The organism is Streptomyces sp. NPDC006235 (assembly GCF_040613735.1).
In the GTDB taxonomy this organism is placed as follows: Bacteria; Actinomycetota; Actinomycetes; order Streptomycetales; family Streptomycetaceae; genus Streptomyces.
This window is the reverse complement of record NZ_JBEXSR010000061.1, coordinates 1-12,888: the sequence shown is the minus strand read 5'-3', so window position 1 is coordinate 12,888 and position 12,888 is coordinate 1. Positions and strand designations below refer to the sequence as shown.

Here is a 12,888-nt window from a genome sequence, read left to right as displayed (position 1 = left end):
TCCCCCCTGGAGTCGTCCGTCAAGACCGTACATGGCGCGAGCCCCTCACCGTACGACGGTGAGGGGCTTGCGCTGAGGATGGATGCGGCTCAGGGCCGCGGGCTCAGTACCAGTTGTTGGCCTGCCAGAACGACCAGGCGTCACACGGGCTGCCGTAGCGGTCGTTCATGTAGTTCAGGCCCCACTTGATCTGGGTGGCCGGGTTGGTCCGCCAGTCGGCACCGGCCGACGACATCTTGGTACCGGGCAACGCCTGGAACATGCCGTAGGCCCCGGAGGAAGGGTTGACCGCCTTGTAGTTCCAGTCGGACTCGTGGTCCACGATGTTGCTGAAGCACTGGAACTGACCCGCCGGCACCATCTGCCGCGCCATCGCCTGGATCTGCGCGATGGAGTAGGAGGTCGCGACGGGGAAGTCGGAGATGTCCTTGGAACGGCTGGCGGCCTCCTTGGCCTCCGCGCGCTCCTTGGCGGCCTTCTCGGCCGCGGCGGCCTTCTCGGCGGCTTCCTTCTTCTTGGCGATGGCCGTCTCGGCGGCAGCCTTGCGGGCGGCCTCCTCGGCGTCCTTCTTCGCGCTCGCGTCGGCGGCGATGGCCTGTGCGTCGGCCTGCTGGGTCAGCGACGCCGTCTGCACCTGGGCCTGCTGGCCCGCGGGAATGTCTGCGAGCAGCGTGGTGCCGCTGGCCGTCGCTTCGGCGTCGTTGTTCTGCGCGGTGCTGCCCGAGGCAACACCGACGACGCTTCCGACAGCGGTGACCGCCGTGGCCGAAGCCACTGCGAATCCCCGGACCGAGATCCGGCTCACACGGTTTCCTTCCAGCATCGCCCGCTTCGGTGACCCTCGCGGACGCAATCGTGCCCCTGGCACTGGCCTCCCCAACTGCGGGTCACGGGAGGCACGGGCCCGGTGGGCAACTCCCTCACGGGAGCGCCGCGTAATGCTCGGGCGGCATACGACATCGCTATGAAGTTGAAGCTGTGCTCTTAGTGGTGCCGTACCGCTGGGGGTACAGGTGTGTCGTATGCGGGGCCTGACAGGAGTGAGACTCTGCCGCAACTCGACGGGGCAAGGCAATTCCGAGTTGCGTGTGAAAGCTCACATCCCGTTTGACGCGGGAGATTCACAGAAAAGCCCACACACGAAGGCGCCGCCCGGCTAGGCTCTTCGCCTTTCCGGACGGCGCCAACTACTGCGTAACCGCCCCCGTTCAGGGCAGGACGGTCAGATGTGTCCGTCTTCGAGCATTTCGGTCACAAGAGCAGCGATCTGCGACCTCTCGGACCGGGTCAGGGTCACGTGCGCGAAAAGCGGATGACCCTTCAGCTTCTCGACGACGGCGACGACTCCGTCGTATCGGCCGACCCTCAGATTGTCCCGCTGCGCCACGTCATGGGTGAGAACCACCCGTGAATTGGCTCCGATACGGGACAGAACGGTAAGAAGTACGTTCCGTTCCAGCGACTGCGCCTCGTCGACGATCACGAACGCGTCGTGCAGCGAGCGGCCGCGGATGTGGGTGAGCGGCAGCACTTCCAGCATCCCTCGGGCGGTGACCTCCTCGATGACCTCCCGGCTGGTGACCGCCGACAGCGTGTCGAACACCGCCTGCGCCCAGGGGCTCATCTTCTCCGCCTCGGAGCCGGGCAGGTAGCCGAGCTCCTGGCCGCCCACCGCGTACAGCGGACGGAAGACCATCACCTTCTGGTGCTGACGGCGCTCCAGCACCGCCTCCAGACCCGCGCACAGGGCCAGCGCCGACTTTCCGGTGCCGGCCCGGCCGCCCATCGACACGATCCCGACGTCCGGATCGAGCAGCAGGTCGAGTGCGATCCGCTGCTCGGCGCTGCGGCCCTTGATGCCGAACGCCTCACGATCCCCGCGTACGACACGGACGTTCCCCTCGGCCGTGACCCGCCCGAGCGCCTTGCCGCGCTCCGACTGGATCATCAGACCCGTGTGCACCGGCAGGTCGGCGGCCTCGGGGACGTAGACGTGCCCCTCCTCGAAGAGGATGTCCACCTGCTCGCCGGTCAGGGTCAGTTCGGACATTCCGGTCCAGCCGGAGGAGTCCGTGATGGCGAGCTCCGCGCGGTACTCCTCGGCCAGGAGCCCGACCGAGGACGCCTTGATCCTGAGCGGGAGGTCCTTGGACACGACGGTGACGTCGAACCCCTCGGCCTGGAGGTTGCGGGCGACCGCGAGGATGCGGGAGTCGTTGTCCCCCAGGCGGTAGCCGCTGGGCAGCACGCTGGGGTCCGAGTGATTGAGCTCGACACGGACGGTTCCGCCGAGGTCCCCGGTGGGGATGGGGGCATCGAGGCGGCCGTACCGCACCCGGTAGTCGTCGAGCAGGCGCAGGGCCTGCCGGGCGAAGTAGCCGAGTTCGGGATGGTTCCGCTTGGCCTCCAGTTCCGTCACCACGACGATGGGAAGCACGACCTCGTGCTCGTCGAAGCGGCTCAGGGCGTTCGGGTCGGCCAGCAGGACGCTGGTGTCGAGAACATAGGTGCGCCGGTCGGGCTTGTGGCGCTTTGTGCTGGTCACCACGGAAGGACGTACCCCCTCGGATGAGGTCGGGGAGCGACGGAGTGGAGCTGGACCGGTCGTCGGCCGCCCTGCGCGGGCCGAGAACCGGCCCTCCGCCTCTTCGTCCGTGCTGTGACCGCACGATCGGGCTGGTGCAAAGGGCCTCCCGGGCGGACGGCCCCGTGCCGTCCGCTGAGATCCGACACCCGGGGATCGGGCATCGACCTGACTGGCTTATGCCCTCGAACGGGCGTCGCCATGCCACGGCATATGACGGCGGTCCGGTGAATTCCGCGTTACGCGCGCCTTCGGAGGGGTACCGGGAAGGTTTGCGACGTGCCGCGACCGCGGTACCCGGCGGCCCGCGCGGCCCCGCGAAGTCCCACGTCCGGCGGCGCGCGCCGGAGCGCGGGTCAGCTGCGGTGGGCGCCGGGGGCGGGCGGTGAAACGCGGGTCGGCTGCGGTGGGCGCCGGGGGCGGGCGGCATAGCAAGGTTCAGCCAATGGCGTAGCGCGGTTCAGCCTCGTCGCCGCCCGGAGAGTGCGGTGAAGCGCGGGTCGGCTGCCGTGGGCGCCGGGGGCGGGCGGTGAAACGCGGGTCGGCTGCCGTGGGCGCCGGGGGCGGGCGGTGAAGCGGTCCAGCCGCCGAAGCGCCGGGAGGGGGCCGGGCATGGCGGGGTCGAGCCGTCGTCGCGAGGGGTCGGCATGGCGGCGGGGTCCAGCCGTCATCCCCGCCGAGGGCCGGCATGGCGGCGGGGTCCAGCCCTCGTGGCCGCCGCGAGCGGGCGGCGTAGCGCCGTTCCGGCCTCATGGCCGCCGAGGGCGGGCGGCGTAGCGCGGTTCAGCCGCCGAAGCGGCGGTGGCGGGCGGCGTAGTCGCGCATGGCGCGCAGGAAGTCGACCTTGCGGAAGGCCGGCCAGAACACGTCGCAGAAGTAGTACTCGGAGTGCGCGGTCTGCCAGAGCATGAATCCGGACAGGCGCTGCTCACCGCTGGTGCGGATCACCAGGTCGGGGTCGGGCTGGTCGCTCGTGTAGAGGTGACGCCCGATCATGTCGATGTCGACGGCCTCGGCGAGCTCCTCCATCGAGGTGCCCCGGTCCTGGGCGTCGAGCAGCATGGAGCGCACGGCGTCGGCGATCTCCTGGCGGCCGCCGTAGCCGATGGCGACGTTGACCACTATCCCGTCGACGTGCGCGGTGGCCTCCTCGGCCTCCTTCAGCACCGTCTGCATCCCGGAGGGCAGCAGATCGGGCGTGCCCACGTGGTGCACGCGCCAGCGGCCGTCGGCGGCCAGGGTGCGCACGACATCCTCGATGATGCCGAGCAGGGGGACAAGCTCCTCCTGCGGCCGGTCGAAGTTGTCCGTGGACAGCAGCCAGAGGGTCACGACCTCGACGTCGGTCTCACTGCACCAGCCGAGGAACTCCTCGATCTTCTCGGCACCGGCCCGGTGGCCGTGGACGGTGCTGGAACCGGCGGCCTTCGCCCAGCGCCGGTTGCCGTCCATGATGACGCCGATGTGCTTGGGCACCTGAGCGTGGTCCAGGTGGCCTTCCACCCGGCGTGCGTACAGCCTGACCAGCAGGCCACGCAGCTTGTCGCGCAGGTTCACGTGATCGTCAGCCCCTCCGTACGGATCGGACAGGCCGCGGCATGCGGCCCGGTCGTGGCCGCGGGCGGTCCCTGTCCGTGTGGCAGTCCCCGGAGGCGAAGCCTACCCCTGCTGGCGCCGTGGGCCGCCCACGGGTGCGGAACGCAGAATTCCGGCCGGTGTTCCGGGCGACCTCGGCGCACAAAAAAACGGGCCGGTCCGTGGGGGGGAGACGGACCGGCCCGAGGGGGGGTTTCCACCATAACCCTTTGTAAGTGATGCTGCGTGCATCGGCGTGCCACAACTACTCTCCGAAGCCGCCCGACGACGGGCTGATGCCCGCGGAACCGCTCGCCTCACAGCTCACCTCTGTCCGAAACGCAGCCCCCACACAGCCCGCACGCTGCCCATACGGAGGGAAATCGTGCGCCCTGAGAGAGGATCCGGATGATGTGCCGACATCTTGAGGCGCACTCGCCGACTTGTCCCCGTATGCCCCCAACGGGTGACGTCGCCCCCAACATGCCCTTGCCCCCCGCCCCTAAATAGGTCAGCTTCTGTCCTCTTGCGGGTCTAGCGTCGTGCCATGACGACGATCTCTGGGATCACATGGGACGCGGCGAGCGCACGGCGGGCCGAGCGGCAGTTCCTGGCCGCGCCGGCGGGGGACGGGACGCCGGTCGCCGAGGTGGTCGGGGCGCTGATGGGGGCGCACGCGCAGGTGCTGTCCGCGGCCGAGGTGTCGGTGGGCGTGCGGGTGTCCGGGCTGACCAGGACGGACGTACGGACGGCTCTCTGGGACGAACGGTCACTGATCAAGACATACGGTCCACGCGGCACCGTGCATCTCCTCCCGGCCCGGGAAATCCCCCTCTGGTCGGCCGCGCTGACCGCGATCCCGACCGGGCCGAGCCCTTTGCCGCCCGACGTACGGCTCACCGAGGAACAGTCCGCACAGGTCGTGGCGGCGATCGGGGAAGCACTCGAGGACACGTGCCTGACGCTCGACGAACTGACCGAGGAGATCGTCGCGCGGACGGGCCCGTGGGCCGGCGACCGCGTGATGCCGGCCTTCCAGGACCTCTGGCCGCGCTGGCGGCAGGTGCTGCACCGGGCGGGCTGGGCGGGCACGCTGTGCTTTGGCCCGAACCGCGGCCGGAAGGCGACGTACACGCGCCCGCCGACCGTGGACCCGGCCATGTACCCGGCCACGGACCCGGCCCGAGGGACGGGCGGAGGGACGACCGGACGGACGGGCGGGGGGACGGGCGGGGCGTTGGGGACGTTCGTACGCCGCTACCTGTATGCGTACGGACCGGCGACCCCGCAGCACTTCGCGAAGTGGCTGGCGGCGCCGGCCGGCTGGGCCGGCACCGTGTTCAAGGAGCTGGCCGCCGAGGGTGGCATCGAAGAGGTCGACTTCGAGGGCGCGCGGGCGTGGGTGGCCGGCGGGGACACCGGCTTCCCGGACGGGCCCGCGCGGGGCGTGCGGCTGCTGCCGTACTTCGACGCGTACGTCATCGCCGGGCAGCCCCGCGAGCGGCTGTTCCCCGGTGCGGCCTACGAGCGTGCCCTGGCGGGCGGCCAGGCGGGTAACCATCCCGTGCTGCTGGTCGACGGGGTGGTGGCGGGCGTCTGGCACCAGCGGCGTCAGGGCCGTCGTACGACCGTCACCGTCGAGCCACTCGTCCGGCTGACGGCACGGCAGGAACGGGAGCTGGGTGAGCAGGTGGAGCGGGTGGGCGAGGTGCTGGAGGCGAAGGCGGAGTTGGTGGTGGGAGAGGTGAAGGTGGGCCCGCATGCGTGAGGGACGGCTGCGGTGAGGCGCGGCTGAGTCAGGTGGGTGGGGCGCTGGGATGGCCCGGCTTGCGGGCCTCGAAGAGGTGCCGGGTGCTGTGGGCGACGAAGGACCCGTCGGACCGGATCCGTTCGTGCAGTGCGCGAAGCTGCGGCTCGTACGCCTCGACGGTGAAGCCGGGCACCATCCACACCACCTTCCGCAGGAAGTGCACGACCGCGCCGATGTCGTGGAACTCCATGCGGAGCCGCTCCGCCCGCAGATCGACGACGTCGAGCCCCGCGGCCTCGGCGTCGGCCCGCTCGCGCTCGGGGTGCCGGCCGCTGCGCGCCTCGTCCGGCTGGGGCCCGAGGAAGTGCTCGACGAGCTCGAAGACGCTGGCCGGTCCCACGTGCTGGGCGAAGTACGTCCCTCCGGGCTGGAGGACGCGGGCGATCTCGCCCCAGTGCGGGCGGACGGGATGCCGGCTCACGACCAGGTCGAAGGCGCCGTCGGCGAAGGGCAACGCGGCGTCCTCGGGCGCGGCGACGACCGCGACTCCGCGCGGACGGAGCAGGGCGGTCGCCTTGGCCACGTTCGGCGGCCAGCCCTCGGTGGCGACGACGAGCGGGGGCCGCTTCGGGGCCTGGGCGAGAGCGAAGTCCAGCACTTCCCCGCCGCCGGTCTGGATGTCGAGCACGGCAGACGCCCGCCCCAGCCGTGCGGCCGCCGATGTCGCGTACCCCCAGGAGGGCCGGGCTTCGCTGGCCCGCCCCTCGAACCAGGAGAAGTCCCAGCCTTCGGTGGGGACACGGGCGCCTTCGGCGACGAGGTCTTCGAAGGTGCGGTGCACGGTCACGTCAGAACGAGCAGGACGTGCTCGTCGTCTTCGTACTGGACGGTGCCGGCGGGACGGAAGCCGTGCTTCTCGAGGAGACGTACGGAAGCGGTGTTACCGCTGAAGGGATCGGCGTGCAGGGGCCGGTTCTGCTCCCGCTCCAGGAAGAGTTCCAGGGCTCTGGTGCCGATGCCGCGTCCCCAGTATGCGCGGCCGAGCCAGTACCCCAGGAAGCGGCGGTCCTCCTCCCACCAGGCGACGAAGCTGCCGGCGACCTCACCGTCCACGGTCACGGTCTGCACGCAGTTGGCGTCGTCGCCGAGGACGCGCTGCTTCCAGTGCGCCATGAAGGCCTCCCGCGGCCGGGGCGTGAACCTCGACCGCCGGGCTGCCTCGGGATCCTGCTCGTAGGCGCAGAACGCTTCGAGATCGTCTTCCACGACATCGCGCAGCCGTACGTCTTCGGTAGTCATGCCGATGAGTGTGGCACCGACCACTGACAACGACACCGCGGAAGCCGTCGCACTGCAGCGGTCTGCCTTGCCTCAGGGCTGCCGGTGTCTTGGGCCTACGGAACGAGCGGCCGTACTTCCTCGGCGGCGAACCGCACGAAACCTTCGGGGTCCGGTTCGTCACCGGTGGGCTGGAGGACCACCGTGTCGGCCCCGGCCTCGGCCAGCCGCTCGACGGCCTTGGCCACGGCACCGGCGTCCCCGGCGACACCGAGATCCGGAACGGATTCGAGCCCTTCGTCGGCCAGTTCGGCACGCAGCCGGTCGCCGGCGTCGGCCCCGGTGGCGGTGAGCAGATACACGACGACAGGATGCCGCCCCGCCCCCCGACCGGCCGCCTCCCTGCCCTCCGCGATGAGCTGCCGCGCCTTCCGCACGCCCTCCGGATTGGTGGAGGCGGTGAGAATGGTGCCGTCGGCGGCCTCTCCGGTGAGCCGCAGCGAACGCGGCCCGGTGGCCCCGGCCAGCACCCCTCCCCCGCCGCCCTCCGGCGGCCAGTCGAGGGCGACATCGTCGAGCCTGACGTACCGCCCGTCGGTGGTCACCCGCGCCCCGCCCAGCAGAGCGCGCAGCACGACGAGATGCTCCCGCAACAAGGTCACCGGCGACTCGACCCGCGCCCCCACCTGCCCCATCCAGTCCTGCACGCCATGCCCCACCCCGACGATGGCCCGCCCCGGAAACATCCGGTGCAGCGAGGCCACCTCCATGGCGGTGATGGCAACGTTCCGCAACGGCACGGGCAACAGCCCGACACCGATCCGCACGCGCTCGGTCCAGGCGAGGGCAGCGGCAGCGGTCGAAATACCCCCCTCCCGAAAACAGTCCTCCCAGAGCCAGAGCTCTTCGAGGCCCGCACTGTCCGCGACTTCGCAGACCGATCGCAGGCGCTCGGGGGCGAGTTGGGGTCGGAAGACGGCGCCGAGTGTGGTCATGGGGCCCTTCATACCCAGTCCGAAAGACGACGAACAACGCCTCCACGAGGTGAGGAGAGGGCCCTGTGGACGCCGACGTCAGGTGGAGAGACGTACTCCGGCAGGGCGGGCCCGCGCCAGCGCTTCGGGAGAAGCGCTCCGCTCCCCGTCGGTACGGGCGTTCAGCCCGGCGAGCTGGTAAAGCACGAAGAGGCGCTTGGGACCGGGTACCGCGATGACTCCGCAAATCGTGGGTCACCCGCGGACCAGATGTCGGCCACCTGGGCTGTCTTCTCGATCTCATAACCGCGCCCGAGACGACGGCGCCACCATGCGGACCGCGCATGACCGTGAAGGATGATGTGGACATCATCGAGGACGCACCCTCGCCCCCGGATACCTGCGGGACGGGCGCGTTCGACAGCCTGCGGGCCGGCTGCTTGTGCTCCTGCAGGAATGCCTCCGTAGCTCGAGCGCTGGCAGATGACATAGAGGCGTCGACGTCCGGGGACAGCAATGACGCCGCGAAGCGGGGATCCCCGGCGAACCAGACCTCGGTGTCAGCGGTTGACGGCCTGGACCTCCTGTACGACCACGTTCTGCGTGGCGCCGAAGGTGCCGTCGGGCAGGTCGCCGCCCGCTCCGCCGGTGCCGGTCCACCGGATCTCCCAGGTGACGGTGGCCTGGAGCGGGTAGGTGCCGTCGCCCGAGGAGCGCAGGTATTTCACTCCGCAGGGCGGGGTCCGGTCCGCCTTGCCCTTGGCGTAGGGCTCACCGATGCGGCCGTTGTCGATGTCGCAGACGCCGGAGGCCGGGTAGGTCACGGCGTCCTTGGTGCCCGGTTCGATCCTGAGCGACACCGGTTCCGCCGTCGCGGTCGCCTGGATGCCCAGCACCGGGACGGAGGCGGTCACGGAGACCGGCTGGAACTCGGCGCCGTCCAGCCAGGCCCAGGTCGGCAGGTTGACCTTGGTCGCCTGGGCGGGGGCCAGGGTCACCTTGGTGCTGGGGACGCGGATCTCCGCGTAGGCGAGTTCGGCGAGGATCTTCGGGGTGACGGCATTCTTGATGTTCGCGGGCGGGGGGTCGCCCTGGTCCACCCAGAAGATGGGTTCGTCGCAGGAGTCCCAGCCCGGGGGGAAGTCCTTGTTGACGAAGGAGTCCCAGAAGTAGCCCTTGCCGGTCTTGTCCTTGTTGAAGTCCTTGTAGGGATGCCCCTTGACGTAGCGGTCCCGCTGCTTGGCGTCCCACTCGTAGCCCGTCGAACCAGCCTCCCAGGTCGGCTCCAGGTACTCCTGCAGCTGTTCCGGGGTGTACTTCGGCGCGTACCAGCACGGTGGGGGCGTCCAGGACGTGGACGACGTCAGCGCGCCCGCGGAGTTACCGCTTCCGTTCTTCGAACGGTCGAAGACGACGCCGCCCGCGGTGACGGAAAGGGTGCCGTCCTTACCGGCGTTGGCGGCCTGGTTCGATTGACCGTCCGTGCCGCCGAAGCCCTTTTCCGCAGAGGCCGGGCCGGCGGCAGCCAGCGCGAGGGCCGTAAGACCCGCGACGAAAAGCAGGCGATTGGTTCTCATCAAGGCCGGCACTTCGCGCTCCCCCGCTCCGAAATCAATCGCTCGGTGACCCAGACGCCCTTGTCGTTCTTGCGCAGCGTGCCGGCGTAGACGACGTAACTGTCCTTCGTCACCGGCGTGATGTCGGTCTTACCGGTCTTCAGGAATTTGTTGAACGCCTTGCTCTGGTCCTCGCAGTACACGAGCGCGGCGGTTCCATCACCCTTGAGGTCGACGCGCTCGTTGTAGTACCGGGTCAGTCCGGTCGTGCGCGCCTTGTGGTCTACGAACTCCTGGATGTACTCCTGGCTTCCGGCGGCGGCCGTGCCCTCCGAGTAGAAGCGATAGGCCTTGTCCAGTGGGTCCTGCTTGGCGATCGCCATGTCCACGGCCTTGATGCGCTGCTCGGCATCGTTGAGCACGGCGTCCTTCTGCGGGTCGCCGGTCTTCTTCCACTCGAACTTGTACGTGACGTCCGACGGCAACTCGATCTTCGGCCGGCCCGCGGAGGCAGGTGCCGACGTGCTCGGGGAGGCCGACTTCTCGGCACCCGTGTCGGCTCCCGCGATCTTGTCGTTGTCCTTGCCCTGGGAGCTGTCATCACTCCCGCACGCGGACAGCGTCAGGGCCGCAGCGGCGGTCAGCGTGAGCGCTGCGAGGAGGGTGGGGCGGCGGTTCACGGTCGGCTCCCGTTAAGAGGCGAGGCTTCTCTTGAGCGAACCAAAGCTATACAGCGGTGTGGAGCCGCACCAGAGTGAAGGTTGTCAACTCACGGGGTGTATGCGGAGGAATCGACGTTTCGCTGACCAGTTCAAGCCGTAACGGTTGCATAACGCGCCAATCCGTCCGTCAGGCGTGACGGCATGCCGGGCGTTTCACTCAGAAACCAGCAAAGGGCGTGGGCCCGTGGACCCATGTGAGGCCTGCGCCTCCATGGATACGTTCGGGTTCATACAGCCGTTGGCAAGTGGCAGGCGGCGCGGTCGGAGGGGGCCCGGATGGGGCGGCGTTGGCGGGACGGTCGCGGGGAACTGGTCGTACATGGGGGTGGTGAAGGGCCTGTCACTGTTCCTTTGGAGATCGCCACCTCCTACCGCGCCCGGACGAAGGGGCTGTTGGGGCGGGACTCCGTCGAGGGGGCGATCCTGCTCTCCCCCGCCAACAGCGTGCACACCTTTCGGATGCGCATGCCGATCGATGTCGCCTATCTCGATCGGCACCTTCGCGTCATCGCCGTGCGGACCATGCGGCCGGGGCGGTTGGGGATGCCGCGGCTGCGGGCCCGGCATGTGGTGGAGGCGGAGGCAGGGGTGATGGCGGGGTGGGGGGTGCGGGGAGGTGTGTCGGTCGAGGTCATCACTTAACACTTCACCCCCAGCCGGGCGCGGACAGGCTCTCCTGTTGACCAGGCGTCCTCCACGTAGATGTCGAGTTTCAACCTTCTTGGCCGGGGCTTGCTTCGACACGGCCCGGGCCCCGGGACAGATCTGGCCTGGGGCACGGCGGCCCGCCCGACGCGTACGTTCGGTCGCCCGGCAGCTCAGGCCGGCAGGGCCTTCAGGATGAAGCCATGAAGCGCGGAAAGCCGCACGGTCATCGGTCCGACACGAGTTGGAGGACGGCCGTACCGTCCTCCCCGGCCGCCGCCTGGATCACCACCGCGTCCGGCTGCGGGCTCGGGCGATCAGCGTCCCCGAGGCCGCCGCACGAGTTGCCGCTGCCGTTGCTGCGGAGGACGGTGATACAGCCCTGCCCCGGGCCGCTCGCGCTGCCCTTGGACTGGCCGTTGCCCGACTTCACCGTGTACGCGATGGCGTTCGGGCCGACCTCGGTGACGGACAGGGTGGCCGGGCCGCGCGGACCCTTGAAGGGGATTTTCACCGGCTCGGAGACCGCGATTTCGCAGTTGCCGTCCGCGCAGGCGGTGATGTCACGGCCGTCCGCGGCGGACACCGAGGGCTTGGGCGTGCGCTCGGGTCGTTTTGCGGGATCGGTCTTTGACGGCCGCTCACCGGGTGTGGACGACGATGCCTTCGCGGGCTCGTCCGAGTCGCTTCCGCAGCCGGCCGCCGCCGTCAAGGCGATCAGTGCGGCGAGTACAACTCCACTTCTGCGCAGTCCGCGTGCTGCCGTCGCGGCCATGGACTTCCCCCGTGTGCTGTGCTCCGGCGTGCGTGCCTCGGCTCCGGTGTTCGGCAGGCAGTATTCCCTCGTGTCGCTGGCACCATGCGCCCGGCAGCCGCGGCTACCTCATCGGCGAACTGGGCGAGGAACGGAGTCGTCCTGGTCAGACCCCCAGGCCTCCGAGCGCGCTCCGCTTCACTTCAGGCACTGCTTCGCTCCTGCGGTCGAAACGATGCGCGTGGTCTGCCAGACCCCGTCGCTGGTTTTCTCCAACCGCGTGTTGTAAAGGATGAAGTCCTCATCGGAGGGTGTGGTGACCTTCGGCTTGTTCGTCTTGAGGTCCTTGGCGTAGCCCTTGCTCTCATCGGCGCAGAACACGACCGAGGCCGCCTTGCTGCCATCGAGTGTCACGGTCCGGTCGTAGTACCGGATGGTGCCCGTGATGCCGAGATCGGCCTTCTTGAACTTGTCCACCCAGACCGCGGCCGCCTCCAGCGCCCTGCCGGTGTTGTAGAAGTTCAGCGCCTCGGCCTTGGGGTCCGTTCCCGCAATCGCCGCGTTGACCGAGCGCATACGCTCGGCGTTGTCAGCGAGTACGGCGTCCTTGACGGCGTCATCCGTCTTGCCGCCTTCGAAGGTCATGGTCAGGTCGGACGGCAGCTTGATCTCCGGGCGACCGGCGGCCTGCTGGACCGATGCGCTGGGCGAGGCGTTGCCGGCACCGGTATCGGCTCCCGCGATCTTGTCGTTGTCCTTGCCCTGGGAGCTGTCATCGCTCCCGCAAGCGGACAGCGTCAGGGCCGCAGCGGCGGTCAGCGTGAGCGCTGCGAGGAAAGTGGGGCGGCGGTTCACGGTCGGCTCCCGGTGAGAGGCGAGGCTTGGCTTCAGCGAACGCACCAAAGCTATCCGGCGATGGGAGCAACGCCGCGATGGAAAAGCCCTCGTGGGCGTCCTAGGCCGTTTCTGATGGCTCTTGGACGGTGTCGCGGAGCCAGATCACGATCGCGGTGACGGTCAGGGTGCCGTTGAAGATGTAGTCGCGCTTGT

General features: G+C 69.5%; 12 protein-coding genes. 2 read left to right on the top strand and 10 right to left on the bottom strand.

Going from position 1 to position 12,888, the window contains the following annotated elements:
- Window positions 1-103: 103 nt before the first annotated feature.
- The 3 genes from ABZ192_RS39830 to ABZ192_RS39820 all read right to left on the bottom strand — a co-directional run bounded on the left by ABZ192_RS39830 (window position 104) and on the right by ABZ192_RS39820 (window position 4,141).
- Window positions 104-805 carry a transglycosylase SLT domain-containing protein gene (locus ABZ192_RS39830; RefSeq protein WP_356929350.1) on the bottom strand — a complete coding sequence of 234 codons (702 nt, stop codon included), beginning with the start codon at window positions 803-805 and terminating at the stop codon, window positions 104-106.
- A 417-nt stretch (window positions 806-1,222) separates the two neighbouring features.
- Complete coding sequence (locus tag ABZ192_RS39825) at window positions 1,223-2,548, bottom strand: PhoH family protein (protein WP_356929349.1); 1,326 nt, start codon at window positions 2,546-2,548, stop codon at window positions 1,223-1,225.
- Window positions 2,549-3,367: 819 nt separating this feature from the next.
- Entirely contained in the window at window positions 3,368-4,141 is a 774-nt protein-coding gene (locus ABZ192_RS39820) for an isoprenyl transferase (RefSeq protein ID WP_356929348.1), read from the bottom strand.
- 565 nt (window positions 4,142-4,706) lie between these two features.
- On the opposite strand from ABZ192_RS39820, the gene ABZ192_RS39815 reads away from it, so the two are divergent.
- Window positions 4,707-5,927: a winged helix DNA-binding domain-containing protein gene (locus ABZ192_RS39815; RefSeq protein WP_356929347.1), complete on the top strand. Its 1,221-nt coding sequence runs from the start codon at window positions 4,707-4,709 to the stop codon at window positions 5,925-5,927.
- A 28-nt stretch (window positions 5,928-5,955) separates the two neighbouring features.
- Here ABZ192_RS39815 and ABZ192_RS39810 read toward each other — a convergent pair whose 3' ends face one another.
- The 5 genes from ABZ192_RS39810 to ABZ192_RS39790 form a co-directional block, all read right to left on the bottom strand.
- Window positions 5,956-6,756: a class I SAM-dependent methyltransferase gene (locus ABZ192_RS39810; RefSeq protein WP_356929346.1), complete on the bottom strand. Its 801-nt coding sequence runs from the start codon at window positions 6,754-6,756 to the stop codon at window positions 5,956-5,958.
- Window positions 6,753-7,208, bottom strand: a complete 456-nt coding sequence (locus tag ABZ192_RS39805) for a GNAT family N-acetyltransferase (RefSeq protein ID WP_356929345.1) — start codon at window positions 7,206-7,208, stop codon at window positions 6,753-6,755. Before ABZ192_RS39805 ends, ABZ192_RS39810 begins: the two co-directional genes overlap by 4 nt.
- Before the next feature lie 95 nt (window positions 7,209-7,303).
- The gene (locus tag ABZ192_RS39800; protein WP_356929344.1) at window positions 7,304-8,182 is read right to left on the bottom strand and encodes an LLM class flavin-dependent oxidoreductase; all 879 of its coding nucleotides are present in this window, start codon (window positions 8,180-8,182) and stop codon (window positions 7,304-7,306) included.
- A gap of 539 nt (window positions 8,183-8,721) precedes the next feature.
- Entirely contained in the window at window positions 8,722-9,738 is a 1,017-nt protein-coding gene (locus ABZ192_RS39795) for a hypothetical protein (RefSeq protein ID WP_356929343.1), read from the bottom strand.
- Window positions 9,738-10,397 (bottom strand): hypothetical protein, encoded by a 660-nt coding sequence (locus ABZ192_RS39790; protein WP_356929342.1) that lies wholly within the window; start codon window positions 10,395-10,397, stop codon window positions 9,738-9,740. Before ABZ192_RS39790 ends, ABZ192_RS39795 begins: the two co-directional genes overlap by 1 nt.
- 318 nt (window positions 10,398-10,715) lie before the next feature.
- On the opposite strand from ABZ192_RS39790, the gene ABZ192_RS39785 reads away from it, so the two are divergent.
- Window positions 10,716-11,081, top strand: coding sequence for a DUF192 domain-containing protein (locus ABZ192_RS39785; RefSeq protein ID WP_356929341.1), 366 nt, complete (start codon window positions 10,716-10,718; stop codon window positions 11,079-11,081).
- Between the two features lie 229 nt (window positions 11,082-11,310).
- Here the strand turns inward: ABZ192_RS39785 and ABZ192_RS39780 are convergent, their stop codons facing one another.
- Together ABZ192_RS39780 and ABZ192_RS39775 are read right to left on the bottom strand one after the other, a co-directional pair.
- A complete protein-coding gene (locus ABZ192_RS39780) occupies window positions 11,311-11,859 on the bottom strand; it encodes a hypothetical protein (protein WP_356929340.1) in 549 nt (182 codons plus the stop codon).
- Between the two features lie 177 nt (window positions 11,860-12,036).
- Window positions 12,037-12,693: a hypothetical protein gene (locus ABZ192_RS39775; protein ID WP_356929339.1), complete on the bottom strand. Its 657-nt coding sequence runs from the start codon at window positions 12,691-12,693 to the stop codon at window positions 12,037-12,039.
- Window positions 12,694-12,888: the final 195 nt, after the last annotated feature.